The sequence below is a fragment of the Streptacidiphilus sp. ASG 303 genome (genome assembly GCF_020991365.1).
Taxonomy (GTDB): domain Bacteria; phylum Actinomycetota; class Actinomycetes; order Streptomycetales; family Streptomycetaceae; genus Peterkaempfera.
The window spans coordinates 21,145-37,648 of record NZ_JAJLRA010000034.1 but is presented as its reverse complement, the minus strand read 5'-3'; the positions used below and the strand labels follow the sequence as shown (position 1 = coordinate 37,648).

Annotated in this window: 15 protein-coding genes; 6 read left to right on the top strand and 9 right to left on the bottom strand. The window is 77.6% G+C overall.

The features are described 5' to 3' along the window. Nucleotides 1-375: 375 nt before the first annotated feature. Together LO771_RS27075 and LO771_RS27070 are read left to right on the top strand one after the other, a co-directional pair. Nucleotides 376-1,530 (top strand): hypothetical protein, encoded by a 1,155-nt coding sequence (locus tag LO771_RS27075; RefSeq protein ID WP_230747360.1) that lies wholly within the window; start codon nt 376-378, stop codon nt 1,528-1,530. 592 nt (nt 1,531-2,122) lie between these two features. Continuing rightward, complete coding sequence (locus LO771_RS27070) at nt 2,123-4,414, top strand: MMPL family transporter (RefSeq protein ID WP_230747359.1); 2,292 nt, start codon at nt 2,123-2,125, stop codon at nt 4,412-4,414. Between the two features lie 105 nt (nt 4,415-4,519). Here LO771_RS27070 and LO771_RS27065 read toward each other — a convergent pair whose 3' ends face one another. From LO771_RS27065 to LO771_RS27030, 8 genes are all read right to left on the bottom strand, one after another. Beyond that, nucleotides 4,520-5,179, bottom strand: a complete 660-nt coding sequence (locus tag LO771_RS27065; protein ID WP_230747357.1) for a hypothetical protein — start codon at nt 5,177-5,179, stop codon at nt 4,520-4,522. After that, nucleotides 5,176-5,472, bottom strand: coding sequence for an SHOCT domain-containing protein (locus LO771_RS27060; RefSeq protein ID WP_230747355.1), 297 nt, complete (start codon nt 5,470-5,472; stop codon nt 5,176-5,178). The genes LO771_RS27065 and LO771_RS27060 overlap by 4 nt, the downstream gene beginning before the upstream one ends. A 218-nt stretch (nt 5,473-5,690) precedes the next feature. Further along, the gene (locus LO771_RS27055; RefSeq protein ID WP_230747353.1) at nt 5,691-7,133 is read right to left on the bottom strand and encodes an MFS transporter; all 1,443 of its coding nucleotides are present in this window, start codon (nt 7,131-7,133) and stop codon (nt 5,691-5,693) included. A gap of 272 nt (nt 7,134-7,405) precedes the next feature. Continuing rightward, complete coding sequence (locus tag LO771_RS27050; RefSeq protein ID WP_230747352.1) at nt 7,406-7,813, bottom strand: DUF302 domain-containing protein; 408 nt, start codon at nt 7,811-7,813, stop codon at nt 7,406-7,408. Between the two features lie 165 nt (nt 7,814-7,978). Beyond that, nucleotides 7,979-8,551 (bottom strand): rhodanese-like domain-containing protein, encoded by a 573-nt coding sequence (locus LO771_RS27045; protein WP_230747350.1) that lies wholly within the window; start codon nt 8,549-8,551, stop codon nt 7,979-7,981. A gap of 138 nt (nt 8,552-8,689) precedes the next feature. After that, nucleotides 8,690-9,436: a sulfite exporter TauE/SafE family protein gene (locus LO771_RS27040; RefSeq protein WP_230747348.1), complete on the bottom strand. Its 747-nt coding sequence runs from the start codon at nt 9,434-9,436 to the stop codon at nt 8,690-8,692. Next, nucleotides 9,433-9,798 (bottom strand): rhodanese-like domain-containing protein, encoded by a 366-nt coding sequence (locus LO771_RS27035; protein WP_230747346.1) that lies wholly within the window; start codon nt 9,796-9,798, stop codon nt 9,433-9,435. The genes LO771_RS27040 and LO771_RS27035 overlap by 4 nt, the downstream gene beginning before the upstream one ends. A 26-nt stretch (nt 9,799-9,824) precedes the next feature. Further along, complete coding sequence (locus tag LO771_RS27030; RefSeq protein ID WP_230747344.1) at nt 9,825-11,180, bottom strand: rhodanese-like domain-containing protein; 1,356 nt, start codon at nt 11,178-11,180, stop codon at nt 9,825-9,827. Between the two features lie 200 nt (nt 11,181-11,380). Between LO771_RS27030 and LO771_RS27025 the strand changes: the two genes are divergently transcribed. Together LO771_RS27025 and LO771_RS27020 are read left to right on the top strand one after the other, a co-directional pair. Continuing rightward, a complete protein-coding gene (locus tag LO771_RS27025; protein WP_230652139.1) occupies nt 11,381-11,647 on the top strand; it encodes a metal-sensitive transcriptional regulator in 267 nt (88 codons plus the stop codon). 218 nt (nt 11,648-11,865) lie between these two features. Further along, the gene (locus LO771_RS27020) at nt 11,866-12,804 is read left to right on the top strand and encodes a dienelactone hydrolase family protein (RefSeq protein ID WP_230747342.1); all 939 of its coding nucleotides are present in this window, start codon (nt 11,866-11,868) and stop codon (nt 12,802-12,804) included. A gap of 213 nt (nt 12,805-13,017) precedes the next feature. Here the strand turns inward: LO771_RS27020 and LO771_RS27015 are convergent, their stop codons facing one another. After that, nucleotides 13,018-13,617, bottom strand: coding sequence for a TetR family transcriptional regulator (locus LO771_RS27015; protein WP_230747339.1), 600 nt, complete (start codon nt 13,615-13,617; stop codon nt 13,018-13,020). 257 nt (nt 13,618-13,874) lie between these two features. On the opposite strand from LO771_RS27015, the gene LO771_RS27010 reads away from it, so the two are divergent. Together LO771_RS27010 and LO771_RS27005 are read left to right on the top strand one after the other, a co-directional pair. Continuing rightward, complete coding sequence (locus LO771_RS27010; protein WP_230747388.1) at nt 13,875-15,380, top strand: DHA2 family efflux MFS transporter permease subunit; 1,506 nt, start codon at nt 13,875-13,877, stop codon at nt 15,378-15,380. A gap of 372 nt (nt 15,381-15,752) precedes the next feature. Continuing rightward, nucleotides 15,753-16,499, top strand: coding sequence for a histone protein (locus LO771_RS27005; protein WP_230747337.1), 747 nt, complete (start codon nt 15,753-15,755; stop codon nt 16,497-16,499). The last annotated feature ends 5 nt before the right edge of the window (nt 16,500-16,504 follow it).

The following is a 16,504-nucleotide window of genomic DNA, read 5'->3' as shown; positions in this document are numbered from 1 at the left end:
AACGGTCATCATGCCGGACCCCACCGGACCGCCTCGCACCGCCGGACGGACCGTCCGGCCCGGGGCGGTGTCCCCCCGCCCGTGCCCCGGGGGCGGGGGTGCGGCCGCCGCCCGCAGTGGGACGCCGGCCCCTGGCCCCCGCGCACGACGGCGCCGGCGGGCGGCGGCCCGTCCGGTCGTCCTGACGGCCGTCCGGCCGCCCGGCCGCCTCCGGGGTGGCGGCACCGGCGACACGGCGCGGCGCCGCCGACCCCCTCGGGTGTACCGTGCTGCCCGCCCTTCCGGGAGGATAGGGACGGGTCCTGCGAGGCGGGAAGGTGTCCCCGCGCACGGGTGCGGGGGCCGCCGGACCCGTGACGACCAGGGAGCAGGGACGTGGCCTCGATGCGGAGACGCGCCGGAGCGGAGAGCACCCCGCAGGAGCGGACGCCCGGAGCGGCGGCGTCCGCGGTGCCCGTGGTGCCGCTGGCCCCGCAGTGGCTGGCGCTCGGCCGCGACGGGCGGCTCAGCGCCTATGCCACGGCCGGGGCGGCGCTGGTGCGCTGGACCGAGCAGACACCGGGCTCCGACGTGTGGACCGGTCCGGACACGCTGCCGCTGCCGGACGGAGCGGTCGAGGTGACGCTCGCGCAGGACCCCGACCTCGGCTACGTCCACCTGGCCGCCCTGCGGCCGGGCGGAGCCGAGGGCGTCCGGTCCCAGATCCTGGTGGCGACGCAGTTCCAGTCCGGGCGCCCGCTGTCCGAGTGGCACCCCCTCAACCTGCCCGACGCCGTCGAGCAGGTGACCCCCGGCCAGGGGGCGCCGCGCCTCGCGGTGGGCCCGGACAACGAGCTGATGCTCTTCTTCCAGCACCGGGGCAAGGGCCTGTGGGTGCGCATCCGCGACACCCAGGGCCGCTGGAACTGGTGGAAGGGGATGCAGGGCCAGTGGATCTCCGCCCCGGTCGCGGCCCGGGCGGGGAGCGACGGCAGTGCCGAACTGCTCGCGCCGTACGGCAAGGGGGCGGTGCACTGGCGCCGTCCGGCGGCCGGCAAGCCCTTCGAGCGGCTGGGGCAGCCCGAGGCGAAGGCGGACGTCCGCAGCTACGTCGCCCTGGAGACCGCTCCCGGACGCGCCACCTGGTTCTGGCGGACGCAGGACGGGGGCGTGCACGCCTGGCGCGCCCCGGCGGACGGGGACGGGCCCTCGGAGCCGGCAGCGGTCGGCTGCACGGCGGGCTCCGGTCCGGTGGCGGCCGCCCGGACCCTGGTCGACGGGCACGACTGCACGGTCCTGGTGCAGCGCGGCGCGGACGGCCGTGCGGAGGTCGCGGCGTACCCCACCGAGGCCGAGGAGAGCGACGTCTGGTGGACGCCGACCGGCGGTCCGGGCACGGGGACGCCGGGGATGCTCGCGGACGGCTCCGGCCGGCTGACGCTCGCCTCGATCGGACCGGAGGGGGGCCTGTCGATCTGCCGCCGGAAGGACGACGAGGACGGGCTGGCGTTCGGCGCCTGGCGCTCCGTCGGGGCGGCGCCCGGCCGCTGAGCCGCCCGGTCCGCACCCGCCGCGGCCGCGCCCGACGGGGTGCGGCCGCGGCGGGGCCGACCACCGCCCGCCACGGCCGCCGGCCCCCGCCACGGCCGCCGGCCCCCGCCACGGCCACCCGCCCCCGCCACGGCCACCCGCCCCCCGCCGCGGCCGTCCACCGCCCGAGGGCGCGGACGGCGGTCCCGGCCCCGCTGCCCGCTCCGGGCTCCCCGGGTGATGTCCCGCGGCCCGTCCTCCCCGCGCGGCGCGTCCGCGGGGCGCGTCCGGGCGGTGGCCACCCGCATACCCGGCCGGATGGCCCGGGTGCCGGTGAGGCGCACGCACCGCGCCGCAGCGGCCGCCTCCTGCGCCGGTCCGGCCGGTCCGCCCCTCCCGGCGGGCGGCGCGTCCGGCCGCGCCGTCCGGGATCCCCGGAACCGTTGAAAAGCGGATCTAGGGTGCATACCGTCGCCCGCCGTCACGGCGCCGCACCGCCCCCGCACCGCGACCCGGCCGCCCCGCCGACCGCCTACCGCCGCCCGCCTGTCCGCCGCCCGTCCGTCCGCCGCCCCGAGCCGTCCCCCGTCAGCCACCCTCCCGGGAGCCGTCCATGCCGTACGACCGAGGCGCCAGCCCCGCCGCCGAGACGGACGCCCGACCCGCCGGCCGGCTGCGCCGGACCGGCTCCTGGTCCGCCCGCCACCACCTGGTGGTCCTCGGCGCCTGGCTGCTCGTCCTCGCCGCCTCCGTGGCCGCCGACCGCGCCTTCGGCGGGACGTACTCCGACAACTTCTCCCTCCCCGGCACCTCGGCCCAGGAGGGCGCCGACCTCCTGACCCGGCACGCGCCCGCCGTCGCCGGCCAGACCGGCACGGTCGTGCTGCACGACGCCGGGACGCCGCTGACGGCGGTGCGCAGCCAGGTCGACCAGGCGGTCCGGTCCCTGGCGCGGCTCCCGCACGTGCTCTCCGTGCAGAACCCCCTGCCCTCCTCCGCACCCCCCGCCCAGGGCTCCCCGGGCAGCCCTGCGTCCGCGCCGCCGCAGTCCTTCGGCCCGCTCTCCGCCGACGGCCGCACCGCCTACGCCACCGTCCGGTTCGACACCAACCCCGAGGCGCTGGGCCCCGGCTACCTGCCGCAGGTCGACGCCGCCGTCGCCCCGCTGCGCGCCGCCGGCGTCCAGGTCGAGTACGGCGGGCCGCTCGGCGAACTCGCCCGGCCCAGGCCCGCCGACGTCCTGAGCGAGTCGGTCGGCTTCGCCGTCGCGGTCGTCGTCCTGCTCATCGGCTTCGGCAGCGTCCTGGCCGCCGGGGTGCCCCTGTTCACGGCCCTGGTCGGCGTCGTCGTCGGGGTCGGCGTCCTCGGCCTGGTCTCCAGGGTGCTCACCTTCGCCAGCGTCTCGCCCACCCTGGCCACCATGATCGGGCTCGGCGTCGGCATCGACTACGCCCTCTTCCTGCTCACCCGGCACCGGCAGCAGCTCATGGACGGCGCCGGTCCCGAGGCCGCCGCGGCCCGCGCGGTCGCCACCAGCGGCCACGCCGTCGTGGTCTCCGGCTGCACGGTCGTCGTCGCCCTCGTCGGCCTGAACGCCTCCGGCGTCAGCTTCATCGGCCGGATGGGCGCCGCCGCGGCGATCACCGTGATCACCGCCGTGGCGGGGGCGCTCACCCTCGTCCCGGCGCTGCTCGGCCTCATCGGGCGCCGGATCGACCGGTACCGCGTCCGCACGCCCGTCGCCGAGACCCCCGCCGCCCCGGACGCCACCGGCACCGGCACCGATACCGGCGCGGGCGCGGGCGGGGGCTGGCGCCGCTACGCGCAGCGGGTGGAGCGCCGCCCCTGGTGGTTCCTGGCGGGCGGCGTCGCGGTGCTGGCCGTCCTGACCGTGCCGCTGTTCTCCCTCCGGCTCGGGCACATCGACGACGGCGCCGACCCGGCGGGCTTCACCGACCGCCGCGCCTACGACCTGGTCACCTCCGCCTTCGGCGTCGGCGTCAACGGCCCGCTGACCGTCGTCGTGGACCGCAGCGGCGTCCCCGCCGCGGACCGGGCCGCCCTCACCGGACAGGTGCAGAAGTCCCTCACCGGCGTCCCCGGCGCCGCCGGGGCCACCCCGGTCCAGCCCGTCGGCGACGGCGAGGTGCTGGTGTCCACCGTCGTCCCGGCCGCCGCGCCGCAGTCCGCGGCCACCACGGACCTCGTCAACCGCCTGGACGACCGCGTCCTGCCGCAGGCCGTCTCCGGCACCGCAGCCCGCGCGTACACCACCGGGACCACCGCCGCCCAGGTCGACTTCCGCGACCTCATCGCCTCCCGGCTGCCGCTGGTCATCGCGGTCGTCGTCGGCCTCGCCTTCCTCATCATCCTCGGCGTCTTCCGCGGCCCCCTCGTCGCGCTCAAGGCGGCGGTCCTCAACCTGCTCTCCATCTCGGCCTCGTACGGGGTCCTGGTGGCGGTCTTCCAGTGGGGCTGGGGCGGCCCGGCGCTGGGCGTCTCCGGCACGGTCCCCGTCGAGAGCTACGTGCCGATGATGATGTTCGCCATCGTCTTCGGCCTGAGCATGGACTACGAGGTCTTCCTGCTCTCCCGCGTCCACGAGGGGTGGCTGCGCACCGGGGACAGCCGCGGGAGCGTCGCCCACGCCCTGGAGATCACCGCGCGGGTGATCACCTGCGCCGCGCTCATCATGGTGAGCGTCTTCGCGGCGTTCGTGATCAGCACCAACATCGTGGTCAAGATGATGGGGTTGGGCCTAGCGGTCAGCGTCCTCATCGACGCGACCGTGGTGCGCCTGCTGCTGGTCCCCGCCGTGATGACGCTGCTGGGCCGCCACGCCTGGTGGATGCCGGGCTGGCTGGACCGCATCGTCCCGCACCTCAGCGCGGAGGGCGAGGCGTGACGGCCCGCCCGGAGCGGCCGTCCGCCCGGAGCGGCCTCCGGTACGGCCCCCGGTGCGGCCCCCGGTGCGGGCCGTCCGCCGGCCCGCACCGCTGCGCGGACCCGGTCAGCGGGCGGTGACGTCGAGCTCCGTGTGCATCCCGGCGCGGTAGTGGCCGGGGAGGTTGCAGACCAGCGCGTACCGGCCGGGCCGCAGCGTCAGCGTCGTCCAGGCCGCCGCACCGGGGACGATGCCGCCGCCCGCCCCCGCCCCGCAGCTGCGCGACGCCTCGCCGGGGCTTCCCGCCTCGTCGACCCGGTCGCCGGCGCCGACCGGCAGCCGCCCGGCGTCCCCGCCCGCGGGCAGCGGCAGGACGACCAGTTCGTGGAGGCGCATCCCGGCGTTGACGACCCGGAACGACACCGTGCCCGCCGGCACCTCCTGCGGTGCGGCGAGGACCCGCATCCTGCCGCCGTGCGGACCCGGCCCCCAGGGCGCCGAGCCGTCCGGCGCGGGCGTCACGCCCGGTCCCGGGCCGGGTCCCGGCCCCTGCATCATGCCCGGCCCCATGTCGGTCAGGACCACGTCCACCGTCCGCCCGGGCAGGGCGGGCACGGCGCACCGTGCCGCGGCCGCCGGGCCCCCGTACCGGCCCGGGTGCGGGGCGGGGGAGGTGCGGAACGCGCCGGTGGCGGCCAGGACGCCCGTCGTGGCGAGGCCCAGGACCACGGCGGCGGCCGCACCGGCCGCGACGGTCCGCCTGCCGACGGCCGGCACCGGGCTCACCGGTGCTCCCGCAGCACCGCGAGCCGCCGGCGGTACTCCTCCTCGTCGATCTCCCCGCGCGCGAACCGGTCCGCGAGGACGTCCTCCGCGGGTGCCGCGGGCCCTCCCGCGGGCTTCCCGGCGGCCTGCCCCCACACCGGCGTGTCCGCGCCGGGCCGCGGGCCCGTGCGGTTGCGGCCCAGCAGGTGGGCGAGCGCCAGGACGCCGGCGACGACCAGGCCCCAGAACACGACCATCGCCACGGCCATCGCGAACCAGCCGCCCCAGCCCCAGCCGCCGTCGTACCACATCATCGCCCTCACCGTCCCCGAGGCCCGGAAGGCGGTCGGCGGGCCTCTCCCCCCAGCGTCGCGGGCGGCGGCCCGGAGGATGAGGGGCTTTGGTCCCCCCGTCCCGGCCGACCGGTCCGCCGCGCCGCGGGCCCCGGCCGTCCGGCAGGGGGACCCGCCGGCGCGGACCTCGCCGCATGCGTCTCCGCCGGGCCTGCCGGGGCCGCACCGTCCGCCCGGTGTCAGCCGGCCGGGCGGCGGCCCGCGCCGTACGCGGCGGTCGCGGCCGCCCCCGCCGCCGCGGCGAGCAGGACGGACACCGCCCACCGGAAGCCCGCCGCGCCGTCCGGCGCCAGGTGCAGGGCGAGGGTGACCACCGCCACTCCCAGGGCCGTCCCCAGGCCCCGGGCCATGCTGACCAGGCCGCCCCCCGCCGCGGCGGCCCGGGCGGGCACCGCCCGCATGACCGCGGAGTTGTTGGCCGGGGTGAACACGCCCAGGCCCACGCCGAGCAGGGCGAGCAGCGGCGCGAGCCGGGCGGCGGTCGGAGGGGCGGCGAGCAGCCCCGCCAGCGCCGCGGCGGCGGCGGCGGCCCCCAGCAGGCAGCGCCCCCGGTCCCCGAGGCCGCGCGGCAGGACCCGGTCGGCGCCCACCGCCGCCAGGGCGAAGCCGGCGGGCAGCGCGGTGAGGACCAGGCCCGCCGTCAGCGCCGTCTCCCCGTGCCCGTCCAGGACCGCGGGCACCAGCACCAGCGGTCCGAACAGCACCAGGTAGCCGCAGAGCGCCCCGGCCAGGCCGAGCGGGACGGCCCGGCCGCGCAGGACGGCCGGGTCGACCAGCGGGTCGGCGGCGCGGCGCTGGCGGGCGGCGAAGCCCCACCCCGCCGCGGCGGCCAGCACGAAGAGGGAGGCGACCGCCCATCCGGGCAGTCCGAGGCCGGAGGCGGCCGACAGGCCCAGCAGGGCGCAGGTGGTCGCGGCCGCCATGAGCAGCAGGCCCGCCGGGTCGGAACGGCCCCGTCCGGGGGCCGCGGCGCCGGTCCGGTTCCGGGTCCGCGGCAGCAGGTAGTGGCCGGCGGCGAGGGCCGCGACGCCGACGGGCACGTTGATGCCGAACACCCAGCGCCAGCCGGCCGTCCCCACCAGGGCCCCGCCCACCGTCGGACCCAGGGCCAGGCCGAGGGCCTGGGCGGCGGCCTGCATGCCGAGGGCCGACCGCATCCGCTCCCGCGGGGCGCTCGTCGTCACCAGGGCGACGCTGTTCGCCTGGAGCATCGCCGCCCCCACGGCCTGCACCGCGCGGAAGGCGATCAGGGAGGGCAGCGAGGGGGCGAGCCCGCAGGCCGCCGAGCCCGCCGTGAACACCGCGAACCCGTACAGGTAGCAGAGCTTGCGGCCGCGTGCGTCGGCCAGCCGTCCCACCGGGACCAGCAGGGCGGCCAGGACGAGGAGGTAGACGAGCGACACCCACTCGACGGCGGCCGGGGAGGCGCCGAAGCCGGCGCCGAGGGAGGGGTAGGCGAGGGTGACGATGCTCGCGTCGAGCTGCCCCATGAACGCGCCGAGGCAGACCGTCGCCACCGCCAGGCGCCAGGCGCCCGGGTGCTCCCGGACGCGCCGGGGCCGCGGCCGCTCCTGCACCAGCAGGGCCGGCCAGGGGTGCCGGCGGACCGGTGACGGCTCCATGGTGTGCTCGGCCTCCCTCTCGCGTCCGCCCGGTGCGGGCTCCTGCCGACAGGTTACCTCGGATACAGAGATAGTCGGTGACCGCTGTATGTCGGCGGGGAGGCGGCGCGGAGGCGTGCCGACGCCGGCGCACCGCGGGGGAGGGCCCCGGGCCGGTGCGCCGGTGCGGAGGCGCGCCGGTACGTCCGTGCGGCGCTGCGGAGGCGCGTCGGTGCCGAGGTGCGGAGGCGGGGAGGTGCGCCGGTGCGGGGGCGCGGCCGGGCTCCGGCCGGTCAGGCGAGCGCGTCGAGGGCGGCGTCCAGACGCCGGGACGCCTCGTCGGCGACCGGCCCCAGGGCTGCGTTCCCGCTCAGCCCCACCATCGTCTGCGGGTCCAGGGCCTGCACGGCGGAGGTGCCCTCCCCGGTGCCGCGCACCACCACGTTGCAGGGCAGCAGCAGGCCGATCGACCGGTCGGCCTCCAGCGCCCGGTGGGCCAGCGGCGGGTTGCAGGCGCCCAGGATCAGGTAGGGCTCCATCTCGGCGCCCAGCTTCTCCCGCAGCGTGGCCTGCACGTCGATCTCGGTGAGCACGCCGAAGCCCTGCCCGGCCAGCGCCTCCCTGGTCCTGGCCACCGCCGCCTCGAACGGCAGGTCCAGCTCGACCGTGCGGCCGTAGGCCGCCTCCGTGCGCCCGTCCATGCGTCCTCCTGGTGTGTCCGCCGGAGGCGTCCCCTCCGGGCCGGCGCCCCCCTGCCGGGCCCTGCGGAGGGCCGGGGCACGTGCCGGGAGGGGCCGTGGGGTGCTGCCTGCCCGGACGGCGGCGCGCGATGCGTCCGCCGTCCGGGTGCCGGGCCGGCCGCCGGGTCAGCGCTGCAGGGCGGCCAGGGTCTCGTCCAGGTCGGCGGCGGCGGTGCGCGGGCGGTTGTACGGGAGCCTGCCGAGCAGGTTGCCCATGGCGCAGGTGTTGCTCACGGCGGAGAACACCAGGCCGCCGCCGATGGCGGCGGAGAACCAGCGGGCGCCGGGCCGGGCGAGGTCGGCGAGCAGTCCGGCCAGGACGAGGGAGCCGGCCGCGAGGCGGACCTGCCGGTCCATGGCCCAGGTGGCGCGGGCGCCCGCGGGCCGGTCAAGGGGCTTGCCGTCCGCGGCCCAGGCGGAGGTGCCGCCGGTGAGGGTGGCGGCGGGGACGCCGGCCGCGGCGAGTTGCCGGCAGGCGGCCTCGGAGCGGGCGCCGGAGGCGCAGACCACGGCGAGCCCGCCGCGGTCTGCGGCCGCGCGCAGGGCGGGGAGGGCGCGCTGGAGCTGGTCGAGGGGGATGTTGTGGGCGCCGGGGATGTGGCCGCCCGCGTACTCGCCGGGGGAGCGCACGTCGATCACGGTGAGCTCCTCCAGGCGGGGGTGGAGCTGGTCGGTGGTCAGGGGGGTGGTGGTGGACACGCTGCCGTTTCCTTCCGGGGTCCGGGTGCTGCCGGGGATCCGCGATGGGGATCCGCGGCGGGGGGGTCTGCTGTGGGACGGGGGTCTGCGGTGCGGGCGGGGTCCCGTGGGGCCGGGCCGTCCCCGCGGCGGGCCGGGTCAGGTGAGGGCGTCGAGGAGCATGAGCGCCGCGACGGCCAGCAGGGCGAAGGCGAAGATCCGCTGGAGGGCGGGTCCGGAGAGCCTGTCGGCGAGGCGCTTGCCGTCCCAGGCGCCGAGCACCGCCGCGGCGGTGAACGGGGCCACGACGGCCCAGTCGAGGCTACCTGCGCTCCCCAGGCGGGGGACGAGGGCGGCCGCGCTGTTGGCGGTGATCACCAGCAGGCTGGTCCCGACGGCCTCGGCCATCGGCAGCGCCAGGACGGAGACCAGGGCGGGGACGGCGAGGAAGCCGCCGCCCACGCCGAGCAGTCCGGTGACGGCGCCGAGGCCGGCGCCGGCGGCGGCCGACCGGCCGGGACCGGCCGCCCGGGGCGGGCCCGCCGGGCGCCGGGGGGTGAGCATGCGCCAGGCCGCGACGGCGGCCAGCAGCGCGAACGCGAGGGTGAGCACGGCCCCGGGGACCGCCGAGGACAGGGCGCCTGCCGCGGCCGCGGCCGGCAGGCCCGCCGCGGCGAACAGCGCCCCCGTGCGCCAGCGGACCCGCCCGGCGCGGGCGTGCGCGACCAGGCCGGTCGCCGAGGTGACGGCGACGATGAGCAGGGCCGCGGTGGTGGCCTGCGCGGGCGCGAAGCCCAGCAGGTAGATCAGGGCGGGGACGGCGAGCATGCTGCCGCCGCCGCCGAGCCCGCCGAGGGCGAGGCCGACGACCGCACCGGCGACCAGGGCGAGGACCAGGGCCGTCATATGACCTGTCCGTTGCTGCCGGTGCCGTCGTGGACGGGGAGTCCGGCGGCGGCCCAGGCGTGCATCCCGCCGGTGACGTTCAGGGCCTCGACGCCGCGGGCGGCGAGGATCTCGGCGGCGCGCCGGGAGCGGTTGCCGGAGCGGCAGACCGCCAGCACGGTGCGGCCCTCGGCCGCGTCGGGCAGCGGGGCCCCCGCGGCGACGGCGGCGAGGGACTGCCACAGGGCGCCGGGGGCGTGGCCTGCGGCGTACTCGTCGGCCTCGCGGACGTCGAGCAGCACCGCCCCGCCCGTCCGGGCGCGTTCGTGGGCGTCCGTGACGGTGATCCGTCCGGGGCCGGGGGTGCGGGCGAAGATCGGCATGGTCGTGCTCCAGGGGGTCTCGGACGTCAGGCCGCGGTGACCAGGCCGGCGGCGCGGGCGCTGTCGAAGGAGTCGTCCACGGCCACCACGTCGCGGCCGGCCGCGTCCAGCAGGGAGGCGGCGACGGCGGCGCGCATCCCTCCGGCGCAGTGCACCCACACCGTCCCGGCGGGCACCTCGGCCATCCGCCCCCGCAGCTCGTGCAGGGGGATGTGGACGGAGCCGCCGATGCGGGCGGCCGCACGCTCGGAGTCGCGGCGCACGTCGAGGACCACCGGGTCCCCGTCCGCCGCGAGGGCCGCGGCGAGGGCGGCGAAGTCGGCGCGGGGGAAGGAGCGCAGGGCGCCGTCCGCGGTCCACTCCTCCGGGCGGCCGGTGGCGGCCGCGGCGGGGCGGTCGATGCCGACCCGGACCAGCTCGCGCTGGGCGGCGGCGACCTGCTCGGGGGTCTCGGCCAGCAGCGTCACCGGCCTGCCCCACGGGATCAGCCAGGCCAGGTAGGTGGCGAGCTGCCCGTCGAGCTCGAAGTTGAAGGCGCCCGCGACGTGCCCCTCGGCGAAGGCGGTGCGGCTGCGCAGGTCGACGACCCACTCCCCGGCGGCGAGCCGCTCGGCGACCTCCGCGGCGTCGGCCCGCCGGGGGGCGGTCAGGTCCACGGGGGCGGGGCCCGCGGCGTTGGCGGGGCCCATGTGGGCGTAGTAGGCGGGGACGTCGTCGAGGCCGGCCAGCAGGTCGGCGACGAAGGAGTCGACGTCCTTGAGCAGCGCCGCGTTGGCGGCCTTCTCCCCGCCGATCGTGCTCGACCCGCCCTCGGCCTGGGAGGAGGAGCAGAAGGAGCCGAAACCGTGGGTGGGCAGCACGCGCACCTCGTCGGGCAGCTGCGCCAGGCGGTGGGCGGAGGCGTGCTGGGCCCGGGCGAGCCGCTCGGTCAGCCGGGGCTCGACCAGGTCGGGGCGGCCGACGCCGCCGATCAGCAGCGAACCGCCCGTGAAGGCGGCGACCGGGGTTCCGGCGTCCTCCAGCACGTAGGAGGTGTGGTGGGGGGTGTGGCCGGGGGTGGCCACCGCGCGCAGCACCAGGCCGTCCTCCAGGGCGGCGGTGTCGCCGTCGGCGACCGGCACCCGGTCGAAGGAGACGTGGGCGCCCGCCGGGACGAGGTAGGCCGCGCCGGTGATGCGGGCCAGCTCCAGGCCGCCGGTGACGTAGTCGTTGTGGAGGTGGCTCTCCACGACGTGGGTGATGCGTACGCCGCGCCGGGCCGCCGCGGCGAGCACCCGGTCGACGTCGCGCGGCGGGTCGACCGCCACCGCGTGGGCGGAACCGCCGGCCAGGTAGCTGCGGTTGCCGAGCCCCTCCACGGCCAGCGTCTCGACGAAGTACATGCGCATCTCCTCGTGTCCGATACCAGGGGGGGTATGTCTGCCTCAACAGCGTATACCCCCACCCGTATTTCACGTGCCGGGTCGACGATACCCCCGCCGGTATGGCCCGGCCGCCCCGGGGTCCGCCTCGCGCACGCCGGGTTCTATACCGGGCGGGGTATCCTGGAGGCTTCCGTCGTGCAGGGAAGGAGAGAGTGTCGATGCAGGTGGACGAGGAGGCGACGGGTGCGGTCCTCAACCGGCTGCGCCGCGCCCAGGGCCAGTTGGCCGGCGTGATCGCCATGATCGAGGCGGGCCGGGACTGCAAGGACGTGGTCACCCAGCTCGCCGCCGTCTCGCGGGCGCTGGACCGGGCCGGGTTCAAGATCGTGGCCAGTGGCATGCGGCAGTGCATGGCCGCCGCCGACGGCGACGCGCCGCCCATGACGGAGCAGGAGCTGGAGAAGCTCTTCCTGGCCCTGGCCTGATCCGCCCGGTCCCCGGCCGGACCCTGCCGGCCCCGGACGTCTCCCGGTCGCCTCGCGGGGCGGCGCGGGGCTCCGCCCGGTGCGGCGGCCGGACTTTACCCGCCGGGCCCCCCGGGCGCCACCCCTTGCCCTCGTCGGAAGAATCTTGTCGCGACTTCTTGTCATGTATGCAACTAGTCGCTCCAATGTGGACCACCGTTCCCTCACACGGAGGCCCCATGTTGTTCCGAAGAGTGCTCACCGGTCTCGCCGGCCTGCTCCTCGCCGCCGGAGCCCTGTCCACCGCGACCGGGCCGGCGTCCGCCGAGCCCCGGACCGCCGCGCCCGCCGCGGCGGATCCCGCCGCCCCCGGCCCCTTCGCGGTCGGCTACAGCGACCTGACGGTGTCGGCCTCCGGCCGCTCGTTCTCCGCCCGTGTCTGGTACCCCGCCACCACGGCCGGGGCCGGCACCCCGGTCGCCGACGGCAGCCACCCGGCCCTGGCCTTCGGCCACGGCTTCTTCCAGGACGTCTCCAAGTACGCCACCACCCTGCAGCAGTACGCCTCCTGGGGGTTCATCGCCGTCGCCCCCAAGTCGCAGGGCGGCCTCTTCCCGAGTCACAGCGCCTTCGCCGACGACCTCAACGCGGCCCTGGCCTGGATCACCGCCCAGAACACCGCGGCGGGCTCGCGTTTCAACGGCCGGGTGGACACCGCCCGCCTCGGCCTGTCCGGCCACTCGATGGGGGGCGGCGCAGCCCTGCTCGCGGCCTCCCGCAACCCGGCCGTCCGCAGCGTCTCCACCCTCGCCGCGGCCGAGACCAACCCGTCGGCCGTCACCGCCTCCGCGGCGATCGCGGCCCCGGTCCAGTACGTCGCGGGCAGCCAGGACACCATCGCGCCGCCCGCCGGCAACCAGCAGAAGATGTACGCGGCCAAGCCCGCCGCCACCCAGCTGCGCACGATCACCGGCGGCTTCCACTGCGGGTTCACCGACTCGTCCGGGTTCGGCTGCGACAGCGGCGGCATCACGCGCGCGGCCCAGCTCCAGCTCACCCGCGGTGTCACCACGGCGTGGTTCCTCTACACGCTGACCGGCGACACCGGCATGTACGACCGGGTCTGGGGCTCCGCGGCCCAGAACGACCCGGCGGTGGCCTTCCAGGCCAAGCCCTGACCCCTGCCGCCGGGGTGCGGGCACACCCGCACCCCGGCGGCAGGTGCGGACGCCCCCGCCCGACCGGCGGGGGCGTCCGCACGTCCGCCCCCGTCCGTGCCGCCCCCGTCCGCCTGCCTCCGCCGTCCGCCGGCGCTGCCGTCCGTGGGCCCGCGCTGCCGTCCGCCCGCGCTGCCGCCCGTGGGCCTGTGCCGCGTCGGCCCGGAGCCGCGGTCAGGGTGCCAGGGTGCCGGTGAGGTAGTGCTGCAGGACCGGCGCGACCGCGTCGACGAGCACCCCGGAGGCGCTCTCGGTCAGCGGTTCCAGCCCGACCACGTGCCGTGCCATCACCAGCCCCACGATCTGCGAGCCGGCGAGGGAGGCGCGCAGCGGCGCGTCCGGCGCCCCCAGGCCTTCGGCGAGCGGGACGAGCAGTTCGCGGCTGACGCGCTCGCGGATCTCGTCGGCGGCCTGCCGCTCCGAGGCGGCCGCCCTGATCAGCCCGGTCATCCGCCTGCGGCCCGTGGGGGAGTCCAGGGTCTCCAGGACGTGCCGCGCCAGCCGGCGGCCGATGTCCTCGCGCGGGCCGTCCAGCAGTCCGGGGAGCACCAGGGCCGGATCGAAGGGCAGGGAGGCGGCCTGGGCGAAGAGCCGCTGTTTGGGGCCGAAGTAGTGGGACACCAGGGCGACGTCGACCCCGGCGTCCGCGGCGATGCCGCGCAGGGTGGTGCGGTCGTAGCCGAGCTCCGCGAAGCGGCGGCGCGCGGCGTCGAGGATCGCCTCGCGGGTGCCGCTGCCCCCCGGGCGGCGCCCGGCGCGGGGGCGGGTGGTCACGGCTCGTCCTCCGTGCGGTTGACAGCAGAAATTCAACGGATGCAGAATCATCACGTGTTGAATTGATTCTAGGACACGTCGCTCCCCTGCACCGGGTGCGTCCCGAGCCGTTCCCGCGGCGACCGGCCCGTGCGTGCACCTCGGCGCATCCCGCCGCCCCCGTGCGGCGGAACCCCCAGCGGAACCTTCAGCCGACCCGAAGCCGACCCGCAGCCGACCTCCCCCCTCCCTGGAGCATTCTCGCCATGACCAGCCACATGTCGCAGCGCACGCCCGCCGGGGCCACCGCGCTCAGGGAAGCCGACCAGCCGCCCAGCCGCCGCTGGTGGATCCTCGCCGTCGTCGGCCTCGCCCAGCTGATGGTCGTCCTCGACGCCACGATCGTGAACATCGCGCTGCCCTCCGCCCAGCGCGACCTCGGCTTCTCCGACGCCGACCGGCAGTGGATCGTCACCGCCTACTCCCTGGCCTTCGGCAGCCTGCTGCTGCTCGGCGGCCGCCTCGCCGACCTGGTCGGCCGCAAGCGGGTGTTCCTCGTCGGCGTGGTCGGCTTCGCCGCCGCCTCCGCGCTCGCCGGGGCCGCCGGCAGCTTCACCCTCCTCGTCAGCGGCCGCGCCCTGCAGGGCCTCTTCGGCGCGCTCCTCGCCCCGGCCGCGCTGTCCCTGCTCAACACCACCTTCACCGACGCCCGCGAGCGGGCCAAGGCGTTCGGCGTCTACGGCGCCATCGCCGGCACCGGCGGCGCCATCGGCCTCCTGCTCGGCGGCCTGCTCACCGAGCACCTCAGCTGGCGCTGGACCCTGTACGTCAACCTCGTCTTCGCCGCCCTCGCCCTCACCGGCGGCGTGCTGCTGCTCCAGCGCAGCCGTCGCAACCGCGAGGCCACGCTGGACATCCCCGGCACCGTGCTCGTCTCCGCCGGCCTCTTCGGCGTCGTGTACGGCCTGTCCAACGCCGAGTCGCACGGCTGGTCCTCGCCGATGACGTGGGGCTTCCTCGCCGGCGGCGCCCTGCTCGTCGCCGCCTTCGCGTTCCGGCAGACCCGCGCCCCGCACCCGCTGCTGCCGCCGCGCATCGTCCTGGACCGCGACCGCGGGGCCTCCTTCGCCGCCGTCATGGTCGCCGCCTCCGGCATGTTCGGCGTCTTCCTCTTCCTGACGTACTACCTCCAGGCCACGCTGCACTACACCCCCGTGAAGACCGGCCTCGCCTTCCTGCCCATGATCGCCGCACTCATGGTCTCCGCCCAGGTCGCGACCAACCTCTCCGTCCCCCGCCTGGGCGCCAAGGCCGCCGTCCCCGCGGGCATGGCGCTCGCCGCCGCCGGCATGGTCTGGCTCACCGGCATCGGCCTCACCACCTCGTACGCCACCCACGTGCTGCCGCCGCTGCTCGTCCTCGGCCTCGGACTCGGCCACGTGATGCCGCCCGCCATGAGCCAGGCGACCGCCCGCGTCGCCCCCGCCGACGCCGGCGCGGCCTCCGCCACCGTCAACACCATGCAGCAGGTCGGCGGCTCCATCGGCACCGCCCTGCTCAACACCCTCGCCACCAGCGCCGCCACCGCGTACCTCGCGAGCCGCGTCCCCAGCCCCGCCACCCTCGCGCAGGCGCAGCTGCACAGCTACACGACGGCCTTCTGGTGGTCCGCCGGCATCTTCACCCTCGGCCTGGTCGTCACCGGGCTCCTGTACCGGCGGCCCTCGGCCGCACTGCCGCAGCAGCGGACCGAGGAGGCGCACGCCCCGGTCGTCCACATCTGACCCGCTCCGGGTGCCCCTGCGGCCCCGCGTCCCCGATCCGGGGGCGCGGGGCCGTCCCGTTCCCCGGGGCCCGGGCCCCGCCCGCGCCGCCACCCGAGGTGCGGCCCCCGTCCCCCGGGTGGAGCATGGGAGGAGAGGACTCTGACACGCCGCCACCCCCCGGTGCGGCCCCGGCGGACCGGTCTCCGGACCCGACGCGCCGCCGACCGTGCACGGCTGGGACCGGGCGGACCGGCGCGGTACACGCGCCCCGCAGCGGCTCCGCCGTTCCCGCGGACGACCGCACCTCTCCCGTGCGGCCCCTCCACGCGCTACGGAACCACCCTCACGCGGACCCGGCCCGGGCGGCCGGGCGCCAGATGGGACACCGTCATGAAGAACACCACACTTGCCGCCGGCCTGGCGGCGGGCTACGTGCTCGGCCGCTTCCACAAGACCCGCTGGGTCCTCGCACTCGCCGGGATGGCCGCGGGCAGGAAGCTCGGGCAGTCCGCCGGGCCCGGAGCGCTGGCGGGGGACCTCCTGAAGTCCTCGCCGCAGGTCGAGCAGCTCGTCGGTGTCGTCCGCGGCCAGGTCGTCGAGGCGGGCAAGAAGGCCGCGATGGCCGCCGCCACCCGCCAGGTGGAGAGCCTCAGCGACCGCCTCCAGGAGCGCGCCGACCTCCTGCGGGCCGGGAAGAAGCCCGCCGAGGAGGAAGAGGAGTACGAGGAGGAGCCGGAGGAGTACGAGGAGGAAGAGGAGCCGGAGGAGGAAGAGGGCGCCGAGGCCGAGGAGGAGGAACCCGAGGAGGAAGAGGAGGAAGAGGAGTCGGAGGAGGAAGAGGGCGCCGAGGCCGAGGAGGAGCCCGAGGAGGAGGAGCCCGAGGAGGAGGAAGAGGAGCCCGAGCGGGCGCCCAAGGCACGCCGCGGCAGGCGCGGGGCCGGGCGTGAGGGCGAGGGGGAGGGCGCCGGCGGTCCGGTCAGGAAGGGCGCCGCCAAGAAGGCCGTCGCCAAGAAGGCGGCAGCGAAGAAGGCTGCGGCCAAGAAGGCCGAGCCGCGCAAGGCGGCGGCGAAGAAGACCGCCGGCCGTACGGCCAAGAAGACCGCCGCGCGGTCCGCGGCGCCCCGGCGCGGGAGGTGACGGCC

Coding starts and splice junctions, on each gene's coding strand:
- LO771_RS27070 (WP_230747359.1), top strand. CDS start 2,123: ATGCCGTACGACCGAGGCGCCAGCCCCGCCGCCGAGACGGACGCCCGA.
- LO771_RS27020 (WP_230747342.1), top strand. CDS start 11,866: ATGTTGTTCCGAAGAGTGCTCACCGGTCTCGCCGGCCTGCTCCTCGCC.
- LO771_RS27050 (WP_230747352.1), bottom strand. CDS start 7,813: ATGGACGGGCGCACGGAGGCGGCCTACGGCCGCACGGTCGAGCTGGAC.
- LO771_RS27010 (WP_230747388.1), top strand. CDS start 13,875: ATGTCGCAGCGCACGCCCGCCGGGGCCACCGCGCTCAGGGAAGCCGAC.
- LO771_RS27055 (WP_230747353.1), bottom strand. CDS start 7,133: ATGGAGCCGTCACCGGTCCGCCGGCACCCCTGGCCGGCCCTGCTGGTG.
- LO771_RS27005 (WP_230747337.1), top strand. CDS start 15,753: ATGAAGAACACCACACTTGCCGCCGGCCTGGCGGCGGGCTACGTGCTC.
- LO771_RS27040 (WP_230747348.1), bottom strand. CDS start 9,436: ATGACGGCCCTGGTCCTCGCCCTGGTCGCCGGTGCGGTCGTCGGCCTC.
- LO771_RS27035 (WP_230747346.1), bottom strand. CDS start 9,798: ATGCCGATCTTCGCCCGCACCCCCGGCCCCGGACGGATCACCGTCACG.
- LO771_RS27025 (WP_230652139.1), top strand. CDS start 11,381: ATGCAGGTGGACGAGGAGGCGACGGGTGCGGTCCTCAACCGGCTGCGC.
- LO771_RS27060 (WP_230747355.1), bottom strand. CDS start 5,472: ATGATGTGGTACGACGGCGGCTGGGGCTGGGGCGGCTGGTTCGCGATG.
- LO771_RS27030 (WP_230747344.1), bottom strand. CDS start 11,180: ATGTACTTCGTCGAGACGCTGGCCGTGGAGGGGCTCGGCAACCGCAGC.